Genomic DNA, 23096 nt, shown 5'->3' on the forward strand with positions numbered 1-23096 from the left:
ACATTCCCTATCTTTCTTCACGGAAATAATTTACACCACAGGATTTTGGCTGAGAATTCTCCTTTGAAGAACGCATAGAAGTAATAATCAGCACTAAAATTGTCATGATAAACGGTATCATATCAAATACAGAGCTTGGAATTACCTGTGGCACATAGTATTTTAATACACTAAAGCCGCCGAATACCACTGCTGCAATAATTGCTTTATTTGGATCCCACATAGCAAAAATAACGAGAGCTACTGCAATCCAGCCTAAACCGTTTACACAGCTTGTTACCCATACACCATTACAGATAATCATAGAGCAGTATGCGCCTCCTATGGCACAGATACCGCCGCCCAGCATCAGATTGATGTATTTTAATTTTGTTACCGGAATTCCTGCCGCATCTGCCGCAGCGGGATTTTCTCCGATTGCACGGATATTTAAACCTGCTTTTGTTCTATGAAGATAAATAGCCGCTAAGATAGCAACCACAATTCCAATATATACAAAAATATTATAGTTAAAGAACATTTTTCCAATAACCGGAATATCAGTAAGTACCGGAATTTCTACTTTGCCAAGGCTTTCCAAAATGTTTTCCGGAAGTTTTAAAGATGTACTTCCACTTTTTTCTCTTACGAAATCTCCTACGAAATTACTAAATCCAATTCCGAAAACAGTAAGCGTAAGACCTGTAACGTTTTGGTCTGCCATAAAAGTTACCGTAAGCACTGCGTAAATTAAAGCAGAGAGCATACCTGCCACAAATGCTGCCACAAGAGCAAAAAACAGATTGTCTGTCCAATATCCTACGACAAACCCTGCTACGGCGCCAATGGACATCATTCCTTCAACTCCTAAATTTAAATGTCCTGCTTTTTCGTTGATAATTTCACCTACAATACCAAATAATAAAGGAGTTCCTGCCAATACTGCAGCCACAAAAAAGTTTACAAAAAAATCCATTATGCTTTTCCTCCCTTCTTACGTGTGACAAATTTATAGCGTACAAAAAATTCACATCCAAGTACAAAGAAAAGTATAATTCCCTGAAGAACATCTGCTGAATACGCTGATAATCCGTGAGCAGACTGCATAACCGTACTTCCTTTTTCCAACACCGCAAATAAGAATGATACAATTAAAATGCCTACAGGATTTAACTGTGCCAGCCACGCTACAATAATCGCTGTAAATCCTACACCACCGGCTACAGAAGTTGTCAATGTCAAATCAGAACCGCTTGCCTGTACCATACCGGCAATACCACAGATACCTCCTGAAAACGCCATGGTACGAAGTACAATTTTCTTATAATTCATACCTGCATAATTCGCAGTTGCACGACTTTCTCCAACTACACTGATTTCATATCCCTGTTTTGTATATTTCAAATAAATATATACAATCACAACTAAAATCAATCCAATCAGCCAGCCTGCATGAACCCCGAAAATTTTATCAAGCTGTGCCGCTTCTCCGAATTTCGCAATTTTCGGAAATCCTGAAGAATTCGGGTCCTGCCACGGGCCGTCACGCAAAAAAGAAATTAAATACAGTGCAATATAATTCAGCATCAGAGTAAATAATGTTTCATTTGTATTAAATTTAGCTTTGAAAAATGCAGGGATAAGTCCCCATAATGCGCCACCCAGCATACCTGCAAGGAACATGCAAATCATCAAAAGCCAGTGTGGAAAATCCCAGCAAAACAGAGCAAAATAGGTTGCAAAAATTGCCCCCATAATAATCTGTCCTTCTGCACCAATATTCCAGAAACGCATTTTAAATGCTAAAGTAATACCTAATGCCGGAATTAATAATGGCACCATAAGCTTAATGGTTGCCTGAAATGCCATGGTACTGCGAAATGCTCCTGAAACAATGGTTCCGTATACAGAAAACGGATTATATCCAATAAAAAGAATGAACAAACCACCTGCTACAATTGCCAATACTACAGAAAGCAGACGAAGGCGCATAATCTGATTATGAGTTCTTTCGCTTCTCTTTTCAATACGAATGAGAGGCTCTTTTTTCTTCCTGTTTTCCATCTTATGCATCCCCCTTCTTTTTACCGGCCATCATAAGTCCCAGTTCTTCTTTTGTTGTTGTTTTTGCATCTACAACACCAATTGCTTCACCATGACACATAACCATAATTCTGTCGGAAATTTGCAGAAGCACATCTAAGTCCTCACCAATAAACAGCACTGCAACACCTTTTTTCTTCTGTTCATTTAACAAGTCATAAATTGTATAAGAAGAGTTAATATCCAGACCACGTACAGGATATGCTGTTACCAATACAGAAGGATTTGACTCAATTTCCCTTCCCAGCAGAACTTTCTGTACATTACCGCCTGACATAAGACGAACCGGTGTATCTACACTTGGTGTTACTACACCCAGCTTTTCGACTAAGTCTTCCGCCATCTTTCTTGCCGGCTTTCTGTCAATGAAAATCCCTTTTGTCTTATCATAGGTCTTCAATAAAATGTTGTCTACCATTCCCATGGAAGCTACAAGTCCCATACCCAGACGGTCTTCCGGTACAAATCCCAAACTAATGCCCAAATTTGCAATTTCTCTTGGAGTTTTTCCTACAATATTTTCCTTATTATGTAAAATTGCTCCTGCCTGCACCGGAATAAGTCCTGCAATACTCTCGCAGAGTTCTTTCTGTCCACTTCCTGCCACACCAGCAACCCCTAGAATTTCCCCTGCTTTAATTTCCAGATTTAAGTCCTTTACAGCCATATTACCATCAGCTGCCTTTACAGATAAATCTACAATTTTCAGTCGCGTAAATACATTTTCACACTGCGGTCTCTGAATTTCCAGAGTTACCGGACGTCCTACCATCAGCTCTGTCAGCTGTTTTTCATTAGTTTCGCTGGTATTTACAGTTTCCACACTCTGTCCTTTTCTCAAAATCGTAACTCTGTCACTGATTTCCATAACCTCATTCAACTTATGGGTGATAATAATAATCGCACTTCCCTGTTCTTTCATTTTTCGCAAAATGCGGAACAGTTTCTTCGTTTCCTGAGGCGTAAGTACAGCAGTAGGTTCATCTAAAATTAAAATATCTGCATTTCTATACAGAACTTTTAAAATTTCCACTGTCTGTTTTTCGCTGACCGACATATTATATATTTTTTTCTCCGGCTCTACTTCCAGTCCATATTTTTCTGTCAGTTTTGTCAGTTTTTCTTTTAACTCTTTTGGCTTTACTCTTTTTCCTTCCATGCCCATGGCAACGTTGTCCATAGCAGAAAAAACATCCACCAGCTTAAAATGCTGATGAATCATACCAATCCCCAGTTTTCCCGCATCTATCGGGGAATTAATTGTCACTTCTTTTCCATTAATTTTAATGGTTCCTTCGTCCGGATGATAAATACCTGAAATCATATTCATCAACGTTGTCTTTCCTGAACCATTTTCTCCAAGTAATGCCAGAATTTCTCCTCTGCGAACTTCAAGATTGATGTGGTCATTGGCAACCACACTTCCAAAGGTTTTGGTAATTCCCTGAAGCTCTATGGCTTTCTCCTTCTTATCCAAAGCCAACTTGTTCACCTCTCATTTCCTTTCTTCTGTCTGTTAAAACACTGGATATTGTATCATAGTTTATTTCTATTTTCCATATTCATATTCAAAAGAAGCAGTTTTTGTTTCAAAATCAAAGATGGTTAAACCTGATTTTGTAAATTTATAACGTGCATGACAGGTGACGCTTTCACGAATGTGCCTTACCATACTCCCATTTATTGGAGCTTGCAGCCTGTATTCTGTATCTTCCAAAAGCTGTGCTTCCAGCTTAATCCCCCTTTGTACAATCTTCACTGTTTTATTTTTTATTTCAGAAGCCTTTGCCCCTAAATAAGTTGCAATTCTATATTCTCTTCCCTTCCATAAAACTACACCTATAATCCCTGTGAAATGTATACCGAACATGGGAATGTCCGCTACTGCCAACATAACAGAACCCTCTTGAAAAAGACATTGTGTCCACACATATTCCCGAGGAAAGGAATACCCTTCATCTCCTTCCCAATATCCCAAACCATCCGAAAAAATGTATTTCTTCTTATTTATAATTATCTTCCCATTCACAAAGTGCCTCATACTCCATACCTGATGTCTGCATTCCATAAACGGTATACAGGCAAACGGCCCCATAATATTGTATTTTAAAGGTGACATTTGGCTAAATTTCAACACGCCCTTTATTTTTAACCCTTCTTCATCTATATCCAGCCAAATGCCCTTCTGCCCAAATCTATTTTTCCCTATAAATAAGTTCTTCTTCCTTTTGCAGAAGTTTTCTGAAGAAAAAGAAACTTTTTGAACTTCTGTATCTGTAATTATCTGAATAGAACAGGTTCTCCCTCCTTTTCCCTGATGTATTGCCGGTATTATTGCAAATGTCTGTGTATCTGACTGGCACTTAAAATACCAGCCATAAAAAAAGCTTTTCATAATGTTCCTCCGTGAAAAATAATACTTTATTTTCCCCAAAATAACGAAGAACTATTCATGAAAAGCTTTTTTATACTAAATAATTTTTCCATATGTCCGGCACATATCCTACTGTTGCCTGTTTGCCGTTTCTCACAACAGGAAGCTTTATTACCTTCTGGTTTTCCAGAACTTTTTCCATTCTGTCTTCCCTTATCAATCAAAGCTTCCAATCCTCCAACTGCTCGACAAACAGATTGCAATTCACCTTTACTCATACCTTTTTCTTTCATGTCGATAAATTGATATTTTATTCCACGCTCTTTAAAATAACGCTCTGCTTTTTTCGAGTCGAAGGACTTCTTTGTACCAAAAATCTGTATATTCATTTCTCGCCTCTCTAATCCGCATCCTCTTCCAAAGCTTCAATGAGAAAGCTCACCGGACGAAATCCGTCATTGCAGGAAATCATTGCAGATTTTTTATTCTTCATCCATCCATTATAAAAATTTTCTCCTCCGTGTGCCAGTGTCATAACAAAAGGAGAAATACTGTCCCATGCACTGTCGCAAAAGTTATCCGGCTTCTTCCAGCCGTTGGCAATAAAAACCTGTCCTTCTTCCATATCGCAGGCATGGGAAATGGGGTTTTCATATTGTTCCATCAGGTCTTTATAGCAAGAAATTCTCTTTACTGTAATTCTGCATTTTTTCATGTTGGCTCTCCTTGTATTGATATTTTATTCATAGATTTCCTGCTCTATTTTACCATTAATTAAGAAAACTGTTAACCTGCTTTTTCTGTTAATGTTCTTCTTTTATAGCTGCTCCCATGTATCGCTTCGTAAAATATCCCGTATCGTCTGCATGGACAAATCTACGGAAGCAATTTCATCCGCACATCTCTTTAGCTCATTCCGAATTGTTTCTTCATGATGAACATTTCTCTTATATTTTATCTGATGTTCTAATGTTGCCCAAAAATCAATGGCAATCGTGCGAATTTGGATTTCAGCTGTCATTCCTTTCAAATTGTTTTTTGTAAACTGTATAATTAAATGAAGACTTCTATAACCATTTGGTTTTGGATAGGCAATGTAGTCTTTTTTCTCAAGAATTTGAATATCATCTCTTTGTTGTAACCTTCTTGCAATCCTATATACATCTTCTACAAAAGAGCAGATGACTCTGATCCCTATTGCATCATGCATATTTTCTAATGCTGTATGACTATCTTCCGCAAATCCACGTTTTCTTAATTTTTCCATCATACTTTCCGGAGTTTTAATTCTCGTTTTAATGTATAAAATCGGCTGCAAATCATCTTCTGCCCAATCATTGGCATATGTTTCCATTAATGTTTTTAAATACTCTTCTCCCTGTTTTAATAAGGAAAATGTATCACCATAGTACTCTTCCGGTGTCAAATAGCCACCTCCCCTTTATTTTTCCGTATCCTTTTGAAAGAAATACATAAAGATCCCTAGAAGAAAGAAAATTCCACCAACTATAAAATATAATATCGTCAGACTGTTGGTCGTACCATAGATTTCCAACGCGCCACAGAACATGGATCCTACCGTTAATGTTGAAATACCAAAGTGCTGAAAACGGCGTGCTGTACGTCTCGGAAATGCTCCTTGAAAGTATAACCGACAATAAAAAGGGATTACGCCGCCAAGAAGTGGGATCAGGAAAGCATAAATCATATAATAAGAAAACACTCCATGACTAAACCACTCATAAAGCGCACCAAATACAGCACAAAATATGGTTACCAGCAAGTAAGTAAAAACTATTTTCTCCATCTCTTTTCTGTTTTTTTTAATACCCGATGTAGACAATGTCACTTACACTCCTTTCTTTTATGTTTCTCCCACTGGTTGTCGGTTTATTAATAACCTCTCCATTAAAGTACATAGTGGAAGAACCGCCGCCATCCAAGTTATATGCGGTTTCTACGCCAAGCGTATCCATAAATTCTGCCAGTTCCAAAAGAGATAGTCCTTCGCTTTCCTCAGTACGTCCATCTGATACAACAAACACATAATGAAATCGTCTATAATTCCAATGGCAGTTCTTGGATTGCTTGCCATCGCTTTTCCCACTTCCTCTTCTTCTGTCACAGAAATAGCTCCATCTTGTATAAGAGCAGGACCAAAAGACAAAATTTCCTGTGCACCTTGTTCTAAAAGTTCTTCTGCCGTAATATCTTCCTCCGAAATAATCCCAAACTTCCCATCCTGATAAATAACCAAATCTTCCTGCCCTTCTTCTGCTTCATTTCGATACAAATTTCCATTTCTGAGAACATAGCCTTTTTCCTGAGCTCCATAATAATCTCCGTTGATTGCTAATATGGCATTTTTTTCTGCTGCAATTTCTGAAGTTTTTTCTGTTACATTTTTCCCATAGCTGTTTTTTGCAAAAGCAGTCTTGAGATATTCCGGTGAAGAAAGTACAACATCTGCCACATAAATCGTAGTATCTTCCTCACGGTATTCTGTTAACTTGATAGAAATCTGGTCATCTTCATAAAATGTTTTTGATGTCTCTGTTACATTAGAATATGTCCCTGATGTTTCTTTTTGCTCTGCCAAACGATAAACCTTTGAGATCAAAAACGTATCCATTACTAAATATATGGTAAAACCAGTCAGCAAAACACCATACAAGATACCCGGCCAATGTGCTTTTAAATATCTGAACATTTTAACTATCTACTCCTTTTTTTGCTTGAATATAAATGTCCTTTGAACAAACCAGCTCATAATAAAAAACAATAGTTCTATACAAAGTTTTCCAATATACTGGTTCATTCCAAGATGCACCAGCAGTTCTAAAGCCAAAGTGTTCCCTAATAAAATTACTGCAGCCAGGAAAACATATTCCACTGCTGATTTCATAGAATTTATTTCTTTTTGAAAGACCAGTTTTCGATTGACCTGATAATTAAAACATCCGCTTACTATTCTTGCTGCAACATTAGACACTAAGAGGGAAATGCGTTCAGAAAACCCTCCCGTAAACCAGAGCAACAGGATATACATTCCATAGTCCAAAAGGAAACTCAAAAAAGATGAGACCGAAAATTTAAAAATTTCTTTATAAATCTGGTAAGAATCCTTCCACGGATGAAAATGGGAACCTGAATTTTCATTAATATAAATGGTCTCAATCTCGATTTCTTTCATAGGAACCTTTTTTCTGGAACATTCCAACAGCACGTTCATTTCATATTCATACCTTTCACCCGAAACCTCAATGAGTTCCGGAAGAAGTGTATTGTCAAAAGCCCGAAGACCTGTCTGTGTATCATAAAGGTTGATACCTGTAATAAGTACATAGACCATGCGGGTAATCCCATTGCCCAATTTACTTTTTAAAGGTGTTTCTTTTTGCAGTTTTCTGCTTCCCAAAACTAAACATCCCGGATGCCTCTGCGCTGCCTTACATACCTTTTCTACATCATTTGGACTATGCTGACCGTCTGCATCTGCTGTCACTACAATATAATCCCCTGATATATGTTTTTGAATATAAAGCAAACCTGTTTTTAAAGCCCTTCCTTTCCCTTTATTTTGGTTATGGGTAAGCACAAGCACTCTCTCATCCATATCTTGAAAAATTTTTTTATGTTCCTGCGTACTTCCATCATCCACAACTAAAATCCAGAAATCTTTTTCTTTTAATTTCTGTATTAAATCTAACAGACATGGTTCCGGATTGTATGCAGGTATCAACGCAATTTTTAAATAGGATCTCATAGATCAGTCCTTTCTTCTGCCGTACCATTTTCTATACTGTCATTCTCTGTCTGATCTGTCGGCGGAGTATTCCCCGGAGGATTTTCCATATTTCCCGGTGCCTGCCCTTTTCCAGGTCCGCCCCGCATACCGTCCTCCGGCATTTCTCCTCTGTCTCCGCCATCATTTCCATGGCCTCCTCCTGCGGGAGAACCACTTCCGTAAACCAAACTATCCATGGTGATACTTTGCTCTACAGTTTCGCCTTTTATCGTATAAGTTTCTCCTTCCTTGATTTCCGGACAGCTTATAATTACTGAAGAATATGTTTTCTCTGCTGTCCAATTTAAAATCTCATTGCCACTAGTGTCTAAAAGTACAATATCCGTATTTGCCTCCTGTGCATCTACGTTTATCATAATACATCCCTGCGTTGAAGAAGAATCAAAGTTTTCTGTCATACCGGAAGAGCCAGAAGCCGCAAAAATCCCTCCGGTAACTGTCGCACTTCCATTATAATCTAACGTTCCATTTCCATCATTCGTAGGACCTGAGACATAAGTTTCCCCACCGGAAACGGTAATATCTCCATTAGAATCAACACCATCCCCAGAAGCATTAATATGAAGTGTGCCTCCTGCAATATTGATATAAGCACCCTCTGTTGCTGCAAACTGGTCACCTCCAGGACCTTCAAAACCGCTGCTGTCATTCCCTCCGGCAGCATTTATTCCATCATCAGATGCCAGAACAGAAATCTCACCTTCTGTAATATCAATACTTAAACCTTCAATTCCTTCGTAACTTTGAGCAACTGATATATTTCCACCGGAAATCATTACATTCGCATCTGCATGGATCCCATCATCTCCTGATGACAAGGTATAAGTACCGCCACTAACAGTAAGGTTTCCATTGGAATGCAATGTATCATCTTCTGCATCAATGGTATAGGTTCCGCCTTTTAACACCATCTGTGTAGTCGCCTTTATTCCTTTAATACTTGTTGTATTTTCCTCCTCCGTTGACTGTAATGGTTTCTGACTCTGTACACTGCTGCTGCCTTCTCTAGTTAAAATAGTATAAGTTCCGTCTTCTGCCTGCAGCCATGCGCTTGCGCTAATTCCATCCTGCTGTGAAGTAATATCAAAAGTTCCTCCTGCCAGGTAAACAAACCCCGCATTACTGTCATCTGTATTTTCTGCGTGAATTCCATCTTTTCCTGATACAATGGTATAAGAACCATCGGCAATTCGGACACTGTCTTTTCCTGAAATTCCATGACTTGCACCTGTAATCTCATAGTTACCGCTTGTAAATACAAGATCGTCTTTTGATACAATTCCGTGTCCTTCCTTCGCCAAAACCGTAAGTGTTCCTTCCCCGTTAAAGGTAATATCTGATTTTGAAAATACCGCTGCATCAATATTGTTATCATCGACAGCAACATAAGCACCTGCATTTTCCAGACTATTCTCCGTTCCTGCAGCTGTGGTAACAAATACCTTATCCGCAGAGCGAATATATAAAGCAGCCGACTGAGAGTTGGAAATCATTACACCATTTAATACAAGTTGAATTTTGTCTGTATCCTCCGCCTCTACAATCACCATACCATCTGAGAGTGAACCTGAAAGCACATATGTCCCCGCTTCTTTAATTGTCACCGTATTTTCTGTAATAGATACAGCATCTGATTTACACACAGATCCAGCATCTGATAACTGAATTTTGACGCTTTCCGTTTCTTCATATCCTGTCTCTTTGTCTCGTTCTGAGAACATACTCGAAGTATCAATTTCTGTAACAGAATTGCTTTCAGTTGCTTTGGTTTCTGTATTCTGCCGGGTTTCTTGGTCTGTCTTTGTACTGCATCCCGGCAGCATCAAAGTTCCAATAAGAAAAAGCAGTAAAATTTCTCTTTTTTGCATCCGTCATCGCCTCCTATAATTCTCCGATTATCGTTTCCTGTCTGCAAATATTAATTTCCAGGTTTCCATTTCTGCAACGGAGTTCATCAATCAATTCTTTTTCCTTTCCTGGATCTTTCAATATCAGATTATAAGTAAGTTTAAATAAACTTCCCATGTTTGTAGTCTTAATCTGCACAACCTCATACTCTGTCGTATATTTTTTCAATATTTTGTCAAATACTCCACTGTAATCCAAATCTTCCGGTATTGTGATATGTAAAGTTTTATAGCGTTCAGCATTCTTTTTTGTTCCAAAATCCATACGGTTATAAATCAGCATAATTCCTCCGAGAATTACTGCTGATAACAGCGCATAAGCCAAATATCCCATTCCTGCCACTGCTACTCCGGTTCCCACATTTCCATTGACCATCATGATTACCACGCAGACAACTGCCGGAAGCAAAGCCAGCGTTGCCACAAAACTCTTGGTATATTTCGTTCCATACATATAAGCTCCCGCCAAAATCAGTCCTATAACAAGAGCGCATCCCACACACAATAAAAAGTCTGAAACGGAAATCACACTAGTCATATCTGTATCAAAAATTCCATGAAATAAAGTATTAAACATTGCTATATCCTCCCTGTATTGTTTTTGTCAGCATGCGTCCAAGTGGGCTATTCCACCGGAATGTGTCTGTATCAAAACAAATATTTCTTATAACGCTTCTTCCAAAATGATCCACTTTCATATACGGTTTCATTGTAAAAAGAAGCTGTTCTTTTTCCTGCCTGTTAAGCAGATATTTTAATTCGTAATGCTTAAAAGTACTTTGATAGGTCATCGTATTCCTCCCGTGCTTTTGTATTTTACATACACAGAATACTCTCTTAACCTTAATTGAACTTTAAAGCTTTTCTGTTTTTTTATTTTTCCGTCACAAACGCAAAAATGCTTTTGCTAAAAAGTATAAAACAATTTAGCAAAAGCATTTTAATTCTATATAATCCTGTCCACATAGTAAAACAATATTTACATTATCAAATTACAAAAACATCAAGATTTCTTTGACAAAAGACAGATTGTTTCAACGGTACTTTCATTGTCCCAACAAAGTTCCTGTGTTTCCCTGTCTCCAAAATACACTGGGAAGCGGAACTTTATGTGCTTCAGGAATCTACCATCCGGCTGCTCCTGCTCATAAATATCCACCCGTTCTACAAAGCTGTTAAGAAATTCTTTTTTCTCCAAATCGGTAAACTTATCGTATAGTTTATCAAAATATAAAAGAAATTGATAGATGTTTTCTTCTGATATTTTCTGCTGCTTAATATTCAGCAAACGCTTCTTAATTTCTTCTATACTATTTTCCACGCCTTCAATTTCATCATACAACCTATATAAGCGAGTTTCCATATCCTGATATTTCTTTTCATAAAATTTATCTGTAATATCCAGACTGTCCATCTGCTGACCAAGCCTTGCTTTTGCTCCCGTCAACTGACGATACTGCTTTTCCAAATTTTCGATTTCTCTTTCAATTTCATTTGTGTCAATCCTTGAACCAATCTTTTTTCGGATGGCTTCTTCAAATTTAGGATTCTGTACCAGTTTCCGGATAACCTCTTCAACTGCATTATTGACCTTATCCTCACTCCATTGCTTATGGTAATCACATCTGTGACCATTCATTAAACGACGGTGTTTGCAGGCATAATAAAAATAATCCTTATACAAAGTTCCATCTTTCTTTTTCTTTCGGTTCACATTTCCATACATTCCACTTCCACATAGCGGACATTTCAAGATTCCGGATAAAATATGTTCATGATCTAAGCTATGGATCTTCTCATATTTCACTCCATTTTTTACCCTTTTCTGATGTGCCAGTTCCCAGTCTGTCTCTGAGATAATCCCTTCATGAATACCATCATATAACATATAATTCTCCTGTTTTACAATACGGTATTCATTTCGTGTTCCAGCAACCTTTTCATTCTTTCTTCGTCCGTAAGCCAGTTTCCCACAGTAAACCGGATTGTCCAAAACACCTTTTATAAAAGAAGCGGCAAATGCATCCAGTGTATTATTCTGTCTCTTTTTCTTTTTATATCCATGCTGATTGAGCCATATGGCGATCGCAGCAATTCCCATATTCGTATGAATGAATTTATCATAAATCAGACGTATGACCTCTGCTTCATCCTCTGCGATCTGCAATTCTCCATTTACCAGTTCATAACCATATGGAGCAAATCCACCATTCCATTTTCCCTCTTTGGCTTTTTGTTTACGTCCCTCCATTGTCTGAACAAGGATATTCTCTCGTTCAATCTCAGCTACCGCAGATAGAACGGAAATCATCAGCTTTCCACTATCCTTGGAACTGTCAATCCCATCCTCGACACAAATCAGGTTCACCCCAAAGTCTTGCATCCTCTGCAAAGAATTCAAAACATCTGCCGCATTACGACCAAATCTGGAAAGTTTGAATACCAGTACAAACTGTATCTCATCTGTGCCATTCTCTATATTATCCAGCATTCTCTGAAATTCAGGTCTTCCCTCTACGCTTTTTCCAGATTTACCTTCATCTGAATACTCATTTACAATTTCCATATTTTGAAACTCTGCATAACGCCTTAATTTTTCTTTCTGAGCATCTAAGCTGTAACCATCTACCTGCATGGTTGTGGATACTCTGGTATAAATATCACATTTAATTTTTTTATTCTTCATTCTCTTCTCCACACTATAATAGTTCTGTTTCTTTGTCCCAATTATATTTTAGTACTTATTCCAACTATTATTAATACTTCTTTTTATTTCTTATTGACATATTTTTATTGCAATCATATAATAATGATAGAGACAGAACTTCTGTCATCGAAAATATTGTTCGCCCACCGTTGGCGGCTTACAAGTGATCGGCTCGAAAATATTGTTCGCTCACCGGAAGCGTCTAATAAATATCCGGCTCGAAAATTTCAGCCCTGTCGCATGGCAGGGCTTATTTTATAGGTGATGAACATGATATATCAAGAGGGCTACGTTTACCATATTAAAGATGAATATTTTGAAAAAGTACAGGATACCAACTTAATGCAGAATAAAGAAGGCGGTACATATCGTCCCACTTTTTACTGTCTGCGTGACAATAAGACTTCCCTGTTATGGATGGTTCCATTAAGTTCACGTGTAGAAAAGTTTAAAGCAATCCACGATAAGCAAGTGTTGTGGTATACTAAAGTTGTAACATTCCGTTCGGATAAAATAGAATAAAACGAACAAGGAGAACCCACCATGACAAAAAAGTACAGCGAAGAATTTAAAAAGCAGATGGTACAGGAATATTTAAAAGGTACCAGCTATCCAAAACTTTCAAAAGAATACCATGTTGCAAAATCCACCCTCGTAGGATGGGTGAAAAAATACAGCGAAGAATGCCAGTTTACAAAGCCACAAACCTCTCCCTCTTTTTCAGAAAATGCAAAGGAAATTCACGAACTTCAGAAGCGTATCCACGAACTGGAAAAGGAAAATCTTTTCTTAAAAAAAGCAGCGGCATTCTTTGCAAAGGAAATCGATTAGAGGCTTATCGATTTATTGATGAAAATAAGGATTTCTTTGGGCTGCGCTGGTTATTCCAGCGTTTCCATATTTATCCCAATGCTTATTATAACTACCGGAAAAACCGAAAAAAATCCTTTCTGCAACATCGGCAACAGGTTTTTGAACAGATTAAAACTATTTATTATAATAATAACCAAATTTTAGGACATAGACCTATGATGATTTTTCTGAGAAGACAGGGGATTTCTTTAAGTAAAACTACTGTTCATAAATATATGAACCAAATCCTGGGGCTTCATGCAATGATTATGAGAAAAAAGCCGACGTATGTCCATGGAATAAAAAATAAGATTTTCCCAAACCTCTTAAAGCAGAACTTCCATTGCCCAAAACCAAACCGGATATGGTGTACAGATTTTACCTATATCCGTATGGGGAACGGAAAAATGCGTTATAACTGCTCTATTCTTGACTTATATGACCGCAGTGTAGTTGCCAGTTTAAATTCAGACTATATCAATACAGAACTGGCAAAGGCAACTTTAGAGAAAGCACTGCTGACAGAAAAGCCTGCAAAAGGATTGATTTTACATAGTGATCAAGGCTGCCAGTTTACATCTTGGGATTTTATCAATTATTGTGAAAGTAAGGGAATTTGTCAAAGCATGAGTAAGGCAGGCTGTCCTTATGATAACGCACCGATGGAGCGTTTCTATAATACACTAAAAAATGAATTGATATATCCCAATCATTTTTATGATGCAGCCAGCTTAGATGAAGCACTAAACCGCTATGTGTATGTATGGTATAATCATGTCCGCCCTCATTCATACAATGATTGGAAAACACCATTTGAAGCCAGATATGCCGGGTGAATTTTTCGAACAAAGTGTTACAAAAATGCTTGACCACTACAGTGCGTGTCTATTCTGGTTCTTCCTATACGCTTCGCTTCACCGCTACGGTCAGCGGCTTTTCCGGAGGCTATGCCGGATACCGGTCAGATAACCGGACGGTCTGCGAACTGCTCCGTCTTGGCGATGCGTGGACTTACGAGCCCTATGAGCGTTTTGATGTTACCTTCCCGGACGGCACAGTTACGCAGTATGGCAGGATCAGTCGGTCGAATGTCACATGGGATACGGAATTTCAGGTGTTTACGCTGACCTCGGATATTGAGGAGGATGCGACACGCAGCGAGAGCATTTCGCTGGATTATGAATTCTACCACTCCCATGAGCTTGCTCTGACCTGTGGGAACGATTATACGGTGACCATCACGCCAAAGGATATCGACATCTGGATAGCAAGGCTCTTTCTCGGAGACGCAGACGGCTTTTCCATCCTCTACTATCAGGATGTGGATTCGCTCGTTTACTGGGCAAACGAAGCGGCCTACCGCTGGGGAGTGAGAGGTTTTGCCATGTGGTCGCTGGGACAGGAGGATATGCGGCTCTGGGAAGCGCTGCCGAAACAGATATAACTTCATACACGGATTCAGTTCACGAGGCTGTCTGCAAAATGCAGGCGGCTTTTATTTTGCACAAAGGAGGGATTTTCTCATGAAAGAATTCTGGAACACGATCCAACTGGTATTTGCCGCTGTCGGAGGCTGGCTTGGCTATTTCCTTGGCGGCTGTGACGGGCTCTTGATTGCACTTGTGATCTTTGTGGTCTGCGACTACCTTACCGGCATCATGTGTGCCATCTCAGACAAAAAGCTCTCAAGCGAGGTCGGCTTTAAGGGAATCTGCCGCAAGGTGCTGATCTTTCTACTGGTAGGCATCGGAAACGTCATTGATGTTCAGGTACTTGGACATCCGGGAGTGCTTCGCACGGCGATCATCTTCTTCTACCTGTCCAATGAAGGCCTGTCACTGACGGAGAACGCAGCACATCTCGGCCTGCCGGTACCGGAGAAATTAAAGGAGGTCTTGGAGCAGCTCCACGACCGTCACAATGAGGAGGAAAAATAATATGACGAGAAAAGGAATCGACGTCAGTCATTGGCAGGGAACCATTGACTGGAATAAGGTCAAAAAGGCCGGTATTGAGTTTGCCATCATCAAGGCTGGCGGCTCCGATGCCGGTTTTTATACGGATAGCAAATGGGAAGCAAATTACAAAGGTGCGAAGGCTGCCGGTATCTCGATCGGCGCTTATTACTTTGTCGGAAAAGACTGCGTGACTGCTGCCGCCGGAAAAGCAGATGCCGAGCGCTTCCTGCATATCCTGAAGGGCAAGCAGCTGGAATATCCGGTCTATATGGATAACGAGGCACAGCCCGCTTCTGTCAAAGCCGGAATCACTGAGGCCACCATTGCTTTCTGTAAGACGATGGAGGATGCCGGATACTTCGTCGGGATCTATGGCTCCGCTGTTTCCGGCTTCAAGGAACGCATGGATGACACGAAGCTCACGCCCTACGCTCACTGGGTAGCGCAGTATGCCAGCAAATGTTCTTATAAGGGCGACTACGGCATCTGGCAGTATTCTTCCAAGGGCTCTGTTGACGGCATCAGTGGTAATGTGGATATGGACTACGCCTATGTGGATTATCCTGCCATTATCCAGAACGGCGGCTTCAACGGCTTTACAAAGTCTGCGTCCGATGACAGCAAGCCTGCCACTCCTGCTCCGGTCACTCCGGCAAAGACCGTAGATGAGCTGGCGCAAGAGGTGCTGGACGGCAAATGGGGAAACGGAACCGACCGCAAAGAACGCCTCACCGCTGCAGGGTATGATTATTCTGCCGTGCAGGCAAAGGTCAATGCTCTGGTGAAAAAGCAGGAATCTACTCCTGTCTACTACACCGTGAAAAGCGGTGAGACCCTCTCCGGAATTGCTAAGAAATACAGCACCACGGTTTCGGCGATCCAGAAGCTCAACCCGACGCTCATCAAAAACGTCAACCTTATTCTGACCGGCTGGAAGATCAGAGTGAAATAACTGAATATCCAATCTGCTATGCCTGCGAGTGTTCTTCGGAATGCCCGCAGGCTTTTTTATTTTCCTCCGCTCAAAAAGGCAGTTCATCTCCAGTGGAAACTGGAGGTGGATATGTTATGACAGACGAAATCACAAATGTTCAATCTGGATATTTCACGCAGGAGCTGATTCAGGGCGATCTGGACTACCGCAGAGCACAGACAATCGCAAAGAAGATGCTCGATGACGGCCTCATTTCTGTGGCTGAATTCAACAAATTAACCGCCATCAATCGGGAAACTTTCTCTCCCTTGTTCGCGGAAATAATGCCGAAAATCCCTTGATATGTAGTCGCTTTAGAGTGATGTATAGACGTACGGAAAGGAGGGACTTCCCTTGAAAAAAGTCACGAAAATCGCAGAAACACCGAGCTCGAAAGTTAAACTCAAGAAGATCAGGGTAGCCGCCTACTGCCGCGTCTCTACGGATTCCGATGCCCAGCTTGAAAGCCTTGAGGCACAGAAAACCCACTACGAAAATTACATCACATCCCGTGATGACTGGGAGTTTGCTGGACTCTATTTCGATGAAGGCATTACTGGCACCAAGAAGGACAAGCGCCCGGAGCTCCTACGACTCATTGACGACTGCAAGGCCGGTAAAGTGGACTTTGTTATCACAAAATCCATCAGCCGCTTCAGCCGGAACACAACGGACTGCTTAGAGCTGGTAAGAAAACTGCTCGCCCTGCACATTCCGATTTATTTTGAGAAGGAAAACATCAACACCGGCTCAATGGAGAGCGAGCTGTTTCTGGCAATTCTCTCCAGTATGGCCGAAGGCGAGTCTGTTTCCATATCGGAAAACAACAAGTGGTCAATCCAGAAACGTTTTGAGAGTGGCACCTATAAGGTCAGCTACCCACCCTACGGCTACGATTGGGATGGCGAGCAGATGGTGATTAATCCGGAGCAGGCGGCTGTGGTAAAGGAAATCTTCGCAGCGCTGCTCTCCGGTAAAGGTACCCACGCCATCGCGGACGACCTGAACCGGCGAGGCATTCCTACCAAGCGAAACGGACGTTGGACGGCGACAACCATTCGCGGGATGCTCACCAATGAGAAATATGTCGGCGACTGCCTTTTCCAGAAAACGTACTCGGATTCACGCTTTGTCCGACACAACAATCACGGCGAGCAGACACAGTACATGGTCAAGGATCATCACGAGGCAATCATCAGCCGGGAGGACTTTGAAGCCGCTCACGCTTTTATTCACCAGCGGGCAACGGAAAAAGGTGTCGTCAAAGGGAGCGACAAATACCAGAATCGCTACACCTTCTCCGGGAAGATCATCTGCGGCGAGTGCGGCGATACCTTTAAGCGCCGGATACACAGCTGCACCGGATACAAATACACCGCATGGTGCTGCAGTACCCACATCAAGGATAAGGATAAATGCCACATGCTTTTTGTAAAGGACGATGATCTGAAGCAGGCTTTCATCACCATGATGAACAAGCTGGTCTACGCGCACCGGATCATCCTAAAGCCATATGTTGAAGCATTGAAAAACACATCGTCTGATGACTCGCTTCGGCGCATTCAGGAAATACAGACCCTATTGGCGCAGAATACAGAAAAGCGCGAGACGCTGACAAAGCTCATGACACAGGGCATCATCGACCCGATCCTTTTCAACAAAGAGACGAACGAGCTGCTTTCGCAGGCAGACAGTTTCCGGGATGAGATCAACGCCTTAAAAAACGCTGTTTCCGGAGATGTAACAAAGGTTACCGCAGCCACAGCGCTTCTGCACTATACAGAAAAAGGCGGGATACTTCAGGACTTCGATGATGACCTGTTTAAAGAATATGTGAACCGCATCATTGTCCGCTCCAGAAATGAAGTGCGCTTTGAACTGAAATGCGGTCTGACGCTTCGAGAAAGGATGTGAATACATGGGACATACACCCTACGGCTACAGCATTGAAAACGGCTGCGCCACGATTAAAGAGGATGAAGCCAATAAAATACGAAAGCTCTATGAGAATTACCTCTCCGGGATGGCACTGGCCAAGGCTGCTGCCGCTGCTGGCATTGAAACCTACCACGGCACGGCAAAGCGCCTGATGGAAAACAGGCACTACCTCGGAGACGACTTTTACCCGGCTATCATTGATCAGGAAACCTACGATAAAGCTGCCGCCATCCGATTTGAACGCGCCGGGAAACTTGGCAGGCTGAACAGGAAAAAGAGTGTAAAACCCGCAGCGTCTCCTACCGGCTTTCGTATGGCTGCGGCAGAGCAACACTATGAAGATCCGAGGCTGCAGGCAGAATACCTCTACAGCCTCATTGAAAGCGAGGTAAGCTAATGGGAAATGTAATGGTGATTCCGGCCAGACGGCAGGTCGGAAATACAGTAAAGCAATCAGCGCAGAAAAAACTCCGTGTTGCAGCCTACTGCCGCGTCAGCACGGATTCCGAAGAACAGGAAACAAGCTACGAGGCTCAGGTCACGCACTACACCGAGTACATTCAAAAGAATCCGGAATGGGAGCTGGCGGGCATATTTGCAGACGACGGTATCTCCGGCACCAACACAAAAAAGCGTGATGAATTCAATCGAATGATCGACGAGTGCATGGCTGGTAACATCGACATGGTCATCACCAAGTCCATCAGCCGATTTGCTCGAAACACTCTCGACTGCCTGCAATACATCCGGCAGCTGAAGGATAAGAACATACCTGTTTATTTTGAGAAGGAAGCCATCAACACGCTGGACGCTAAGGGCGAGGTGCTGATCACGATTATGGCGAGCCTTGCCCAGCAGGAAAGCCAGTCAATGAGCCAGAACATCAAACTGGGACTGCAGTACCGCTACCAGCAAGGTAAGGTGCAGGTCAATCACAATCGATTCCTCGGATACACCAAGGATGAAAATGGGCACCTGATCATCGATCCGGAGCAGGCAGAAATCGTAAAGCGCATCTACCGGGAATACCTCGAAGGCTCCAGCATGGATAAGATCGCCGACGGGCTTATGGCTGACGGTATCCTCACCGGCGCTGGCAAGACAAAATGGCACACCAGCACCATCAACAAGATTCTCCGCAACGAGAAATACATGGGTGACGCACTCCTGCAAAAGACCTACACCACAGACTTCCTGACAAAGAAGCGCATCAAGAACAACGGCACCGTTCCTCAATACTACGTCGAGGGCGACCATGAAGCGATCATTCCGAAAGAGCTCTTCATGCAGGTGCAGGCGGAGCTTGTCCGTCGCCGGGTAGTCCACGTCAGCCCGACCGGCAAGAAACGCAGCTTCTCCTGCAATCACTGTTTTGCACAGATGGTTTTCTGCGGAGACTGCGGCGAGCTTTACAGGCGCGTTCACTGGAACAACCACGGCTGCAAGTCCATCGTCTGGCGTTGCATCAGTCGCTTGGAGCCCTCCTCCGCTGAAAAGGACTGTACCAACCGGACGGTCAACGAGCTCCTGCTGCAGGAAGTCACGGTCAAGGCCTTCCATCAGATTCTTACTGAACGGGACTTTTTCCTGAAAACCTTACAGCAGAACATAGCCAAGGCCGTGGTTAACGCTGACACTCTCTCACCGGACGGCATTCAGGCACGGCTGGAGGAACTTCAAAAAGAGCTCATCAAGAAGGCAAATAACAAACAGGACTATGACGCCATCGCTGATGAGATTTTCCGGCTCCGTGAACAGAAAGAACAATCAGAGCTTGACAGCCACCACCGGGAAGAAGCCATGAACCGGATCAAGGAGCTGCAGGACTTCATCTCCGAGCAGGAAACCGACATAACACAGTTTGATGAAGCGCTGGTCAAAAAGCTCATCGAGAAGATCACCGTCTTTGCCGACCACTTCACCGTGGAATTCAAGTCCGGCATTACAATCGACATAGAATCATAAAAAGAGCAAGCATCGCAGACTTATTATCTGAGATGCTTGTTTGCTTTACCTCCAACATGTTAAAGGTTTTATTTCAATTATTCGATCTGGAGAAATCTGAATACCGTTTTTCATCAGGAGGATATGTTCAAATGGCTCTCCAAAAGCGGTATCGTAAGCCATCGTTAAATACATCAATACTTTGTCCTTATCGCTCTGATCATCGTCCCCGTCAAAAACAATATCGGAACCGTTTACTTGAGCTACTATTTCATATGGGAAATGCGACTGCTCCCATTCCTCAGATAAATTTAATCTTAATAGGTTGTCAATATCCCATAGTATTTCCGGGCGACGATGAACCTGACCCCCGTAAGGACTTCTTTCCCATACCGATAAAAACCCGCAAGTCGTAAAATCATAATAGAACTTTCTTCCAATCGACCAGCATAAATATTCCTGTGTACCTGTTCTGGGACAATTGCCAGCGTTATAAGAAATATCAAAGACTTTCCCATTATATGTCAATAGAGCGTCCTCTATATTTATTATTATCCCGTGCCGGTCTAAAAAAACTCTCAATTCTGATTCGTCACAAAGATATGCTTGCTGTAAATCTAAGATTCCATATTTCTTTATGGCTTCACACTCGTTTGCACTCGTCGTCACGTGAAAATACACAAAATTAAAATCAAGATATGTCCTCGGAAGATGTCCGAATCTTTTTATTACATCTTCCACTAAATCATCTGTATATCTGTATTCGCTTTCATGCCCTACGAATTGTTCCCAAGTTGAAATGTCTACTCCGCTTAGTCCTACTAATGTTTTGCAGGCATTTGCAGAAGATCGTATATCATAAGTACTAAACAAATACAAAACCTCCTCTGACATCTATCTCACAGCCACAACTACCCCAACATCTAACTCGGCAACTCAACATATTGACATCTATCAAGGCAACTCAACTCTCACACTTTTTGAGCCGGATTGCCCTTGGATAAGTTACCGAGAAGCGTTTGCCCTGCCCGATGCCAAATTTGTCCGATCGCCCGAAAACCGCAGTATTACTGGGCTTTCGCGCCTATTTTCCTTCGACCCTTGACATCAAACAGACCGTCTCCACATGCACCGTCTGACAAAATTGATCCACACAGCAAACCTTCTCCACCTGATATCCTCTTCCCAAAAACATCTCCAAATCCCTTGCCAGACTTGTAGGTTTACAGGAAATATACACCAGTTTATCCACTCCATAATCAATAATCTTCGGCAATGCCTTTGGATGAATTCCATCTCTTGGAGGGTCCAATACAATAAAGTCCGGTTTTTCCTGAATATCATCCAACACCTTCAGCACATCCCCTGCAATAAACCTGCAGTTTTCAATTCCGTTCAAATGTGCATTTTCCCCTGCTGCCTTCACTGCTTCCTCCACAATTTCCACACCAATGACTTCTTTTGCCACAGAAGCCATAATCTGTGAAATGGTACCGGTTCCGCTATAAAGGTCAAATACTGTCATTTCCTTTGTATCACCGATATATTCTCTGGCAGTTTTGTAAAGCACCTCTGCCCCATAAGAATTAGGCTGGAAAAAGGAAAATGGTGTAATTTTAAACTTCAATCCTAAAATTTCTTCGTAAAAATAGTCCTGTCCATAGAGAATTCTGGTTTCATCGCTTCTTACCACATCAGAAAGAGAATTGTTGATAATGTGCAGAAAACCTACGATTTTTCCCTCTAACGGTAACTCTAATAAACGGTTTTGCAGCTCTGCAAAATCTGTTTCAATTTCACTTGTAGTTACCAGATTTACCAGAATTTCCCCTGTTGTGTTTCCTCTGCGTAAAAGCAAATGGCGCAAAAATCCTGTATGCTGCATTTTATGGTAATAGGAAAATCCTTCTTCTCTGCAATATTCCAAAATGCAAGTAAGTATTTTTGTCATATCCTCATGTACCAGCTTACAGTCACAGGCATTTAACACATCATAAGTACTTCCCTTTTTATGAAGTCCTAAGGATAACGGACCATCTTTATATTCATCTCCAAAGGAAAACTCCATTTTATTTCGATATGCAAACTCCTGTGGACTTCCTTTAATTCCCTCAAAAATATAATCCGGTTTGCCTTCTGTATCTACCTGTCCTCCTCTGATTACTGCTTCGTCAATTAACTTCTTGACCTGTGCTGCCTTCATATTTAACTGTTCTTCATAAGACATTGTCTGATACATACAGCCTCCACAGGCAGGAAAAATGCTGCATACAGGCTCCCTCACTTCCAAAGGAGATTTCTCCAAAACTTCCAACAATCTGCCTTCCAGACGTGTTCCCTTCTTTTTATTAATCATAAAGCGAACCTTCTGTCCCGGAATACCGTTTTTTACTACAACTGTTTTTCCTTCTACCTGTACTTTTCCCTTATTTGGAAACTCTACTGTTTCAATAATTCCCTCGTAAATTTCTCCCTTTTTCAAATTATAATTCCTTTCTGTTTTTCATTACATAAAAAGATTGCGCAACAGCGCAATCTCCGCGTGCGAGCGGT

25 protein-coding genes and 1 pseudogene are annotated in these 23096 nt (G+C 41.4%); 9 read left to right on the forward strand and 17 right to left on the reverse strand.

Annotation, left to right across the window (positions count from 1 at the left end; translation table 11 throughout):
- Positions 1–7: 7 nt before the first annotated feature.
- The 15 genes and pseudogenes from BQ7352_RS01950 to BQ7352_RS02015 form a co-directional block, all read right to left on the reverse strand.
- Positions 8–955 carry an ABC transporter permease gene (locus tag BQ7352_RS01950; RefSeq protein ID WP_072446533.1) on the reverse strand — a complete coding sequence of 316 codons (948 nt, stop codon included), beginning with the start codon at positions 953–955 and terminating at the stop codon, positions 8–10.
- Positions 955–2043: an ABC transporter permease gene (locus BQ7352_RS01955; RefSeq protein WP_072446535.1), complete on the reverse strand. Its 1089-nt coding sequence runs from the start codon at positions 2041–2043 to the stop codon at positions 955–957. The genes BQ7352_RS01950 and BQ7352_RS01955 overlap by 1 nt, the downstream gene beginning before the upstream one ends.
- Position 2044: 1 nt before the next feature.
- Positions 2045–3565, reverse strand: a complete 1521-nt coding sequence (locus BQ7352_RS01960; protein ID WP_072446537.1) for an ABC transporter ATP-binding protein — start codon at positions 3563–3565, stop codon at positions 2045–2047.
- Positions 3566–3631: 66 nt separating this feature from the next.
- Positions 3632–4477, reverse strand: coding sequence for a tocopherol cyclase family protein (locus BQ7352_RS01965; RefSeq protein ID WP_072446539.1), 846 nt, complete (start codon positions 4475–4477; stop codon positions 3632–3634).
- A 70-nt stretch (positions 4478–4547) separates the two neighbouring features.
- A pseudogene (locus tag BQ7352_RS01970) lies at positions 4548–4845 on the reverse strand (arsenate reductase family protein).
- An 11-nt stretch (positions 4846–4856) separates the two neighbouring features.
- A complete protein-coding gene (locus BQ7352_RS01975; RefSeq protein WP_072446541.1) occupies positions 4857–5171 on the reverse strand; it encodes a TIGR04076 family protein in 315 nt (104 codons plus the stop codon).
- Between the two features lie 102 nt (positions 5172–5273).
- On the reverse strand, positions 5274–5882 hold the full coding sequence (locus tag BQ7352_RS01980; protein ID WP_072446543.1) for a GTP pyrophosphokinase: 609 nt from the start codon (positions 5880–5882) through the stop codon (positions 5274–5276).
- A 15-nt stretch (positions 5883–5897) separates the two neighbouring features.
- A complete protein-coding gene (locus BQ7352_RS01985; protein ID WP_143143367.1) occupies positions 5898–6263 on the reverse strand; it encodes a hypothetical protein in 366 nt (121 codons plus the stop codon).
- 16 nt (positions 6264–6279) lie between these two features.
- Complete coding sequence (locus tag BQ7352_RS15045) at positions 6280–6501, reverse strand: phosphodiester glycosidase family protein (RefSeq protein ID WP_330390340.1); 222 nt, start codon at positions 6499–6501, stop codon at positions 6280–6282.
- Positions 6414–7166 (reverse strand): phosphodiester glycosidase family protein, encoded by a 753-nt coding sequence (locus BQ7352_RS01990; protein WP_330390341.1) that lies wholly within the window; start codon positions 7164–7166, stop codon positions 6414–6416. Before BQ7352_RS01990 ends, BQ7352_RS15045 begins: the two co-directional genes overlap by 88 nt.
- 9 nt (positions 7167–7175) lie before the next feature.
- Entirely contained in the window at positions 7176–8222 is a 1047-nt protein-coding gene (locus BQ7352_RS01995) for a bifunctional glycosyltransferase family 2/GtrA family protein (protein ID WP_072446547.1), read from the reverse strand.
- Complete coding sequence (locus BQ7352_RS02000) at positions 8219–10132, reverse strand: carbohydrate-binding domain-containing protein (RefSeq protein ID WP_072446550.1); 1914 nt, start codon at positions 10130–10132, stop codon at positions 8219–8221. Before BQ7352_RS02000 ends, BQ7352_RS01995 begins: the two co-directional genes overlap by 4 nt.
- 13 nt (positions 10133–10145) lie before the next feature.
- Positions 10146–10748, reverse strand: coding sequence for a DUF4956 domain-containing protein (locus BQ7352_RS02005; protein WP_072446552.1), 603 nt, complete (start codon positions 10746–10748; stop codon positions 10146–10148).
- On the reverse strand, positions 10741–10962 hold the full coding sequence (locus tag BQ7352_RS02010; RefSeq protein ID WP_200791358.1) for a CYTH domain-containing protein: 222 nt from the start codon (positions 10960–10962) through the stop codon (positions 10741–10743). The genes BQ7352_RS02005 and BQ7352_RS02010 overlap by 8 nt, the downstream gene beginning before the upstream one ends.
- Before the next feature lie 212 nt (positions 10963–11174).
- Positions 11175–12857: a recombinase family protein gene (locus tag BQ7352_RS02015; protein WP_072446555.1), complete on the reverse strand. Its 1683-nt coding sequence runs from the start codon at positions 12855–12857 to the stop codon at positions 11175–11177.
- Positions 12858–13148: 291 nt separating this feature from the next.
- Between BQ7352_RS02015 and cptIN the strand changes: the two genes are divergently transcribed.
- The 9 genes from cptIN to BQ7352_RS02065 all read left to right on the forward strand — a co-directional run bounded on the left by cptIN (position 13149) and on the right by BQ7352_RS02065 (position 20564).
- Positions 13149–13400, forward strand: a complete 252-nt coding sequence (gene cptIN, locus BQ7352_RS02020) for a type III toxin-antitoxin system CptIN family toxin (protein ID WP_242948497.1) — start codon at positions 13149–13151, stop codon at positions 13398–13400.
- A 21-nt stretch (positions 13401–13421) separates the two neighbouring features.
- Positions 13422–14566 (forward strand): IS3 family transposase gene (locus BQ7352_RS14245; RefSeq protein ID WP_143143368.1). Its coding sequence is split into 2 segments (ribosomal slippage): positions 13422–13662 and positions 13662–14566, totalling 1146 coding nucleotides; the frame shifts between segments, so codons are not numbered across the junction.
- A gap of 14 nt (positions 14567–14580) precedes the next feature.
- Positions 14581–15174, forward strand: a complete 594-nt coding sequence (locus BQ7352_RS02035) for a hypothetical protein (protein ID WP_330390342.1) — start codon at positions 14581–14583, stop codon at positions 15172–15174.
- Between the two features lie 79 nt (positions 15175–15253).
- Positions 15254–15667, forward strand: a complete 414-nt coding sequence (locus BQ7352_RS02040; RefSeq protein WP_031476019.1) for a phage holin family protein — start codon at positions 15254–15256, stop codon at positions 15665–15667.
- Position 15668: 1 nt separating this feature from the next.
- Complete coding sequence (locus BQ7352_RS02045) at positions 15669–16640, forward strand: GH25 family lysozyme (protein WP_031476017.1); 972 nt, start codon at positions 15669–15671, stop codon at positions 16638–16640.
- A gap of 116 nt (positions 16641–16756) precedes the next feature.
- The gene (locus tag BQ7352_RS02050; protein WP_031476015.1) at positions 16757–16963 is read left to right on the forward strand and encodes an SHOCT domain-containing protein; all 207 of its coding nucleotides are present in this window, start codon (positions 16757–16759) and stop codon (positions 16961–16963) included.
- Between the two features lie 52 nt (positions 16964–17015).
- A complete protein-coding gene (locus BQ7352_RS02055) occupies positions 17016–18575 on the forward strand; it encodes a recombinase family protein (RefSeq protein ID WP_031476013.1) in 1560 nt (519 codons plus the stop codon).
- Positions 18576–18579: 4 nt separating this feature from the next.
- A complete protein-coding gene (locus BQ7352_RS02060; protein ID WP_009242888.1) occupies positions 18580–18996 on the forward strand; it encodes an integrase in 417 nt (138 codons plus the stop codon).
- A complete protein-coding gene (locus tag BQ7352_RS02065) occupies positions 18996–20564 on the forward strand; it encodes a recombinase family protein (protein ID WP_031476011.1) in 1569 nt (522 codons plus the stop codon). The genes BQ7352_RS02060 and BQ7352_RS02065 overlap by 1 nt, the downstream gene beginning before the upstream one ends.
- A 45-nt stretch (positions 20565–20609) precedes the next feature.
- On the opposite strand, the gene BQ7352_RS02070 is transcribed toward BQ7352_RS02065, so the two are convergent.
- Together BQ7352_RS02070 and rlmD are read right to left on the reverse strand one after the other, a co-directional pair.
- Entirely contained in the window at positions 20610–21416 is an 807-nt protein-coding gene (locus tag BQ7352_RS02070) for a hypothetical protein (protein WP_031476009.1), read from the reverse strand.
- A gap of 211 nt (positions 21417–21627) precedes the next feature.
- On the reverse strand, positions 21628–23025 hold the full coding sequence (gene rlmD, locus BQ7352_RS02075; RefSeq protein WP_072446560.1) for a 23S rRNA (uracil(1939)-C(5))-methyltransferase RlmD: 1398 nt from the start codon (positions 23023–23025) through the stop codon (positions 21628–21630).
- Between the last annotated feature and the right edge of the window lie 71 nt (positions 23026–23096).

The organism is Blautia sp. Marseille-P3201T, assembly GCF_900120295.1.
Lineage (GTDB): Bacteria > Bacillota > Clostridia > Lachnospirales > Lachnospiraceae > Blautia.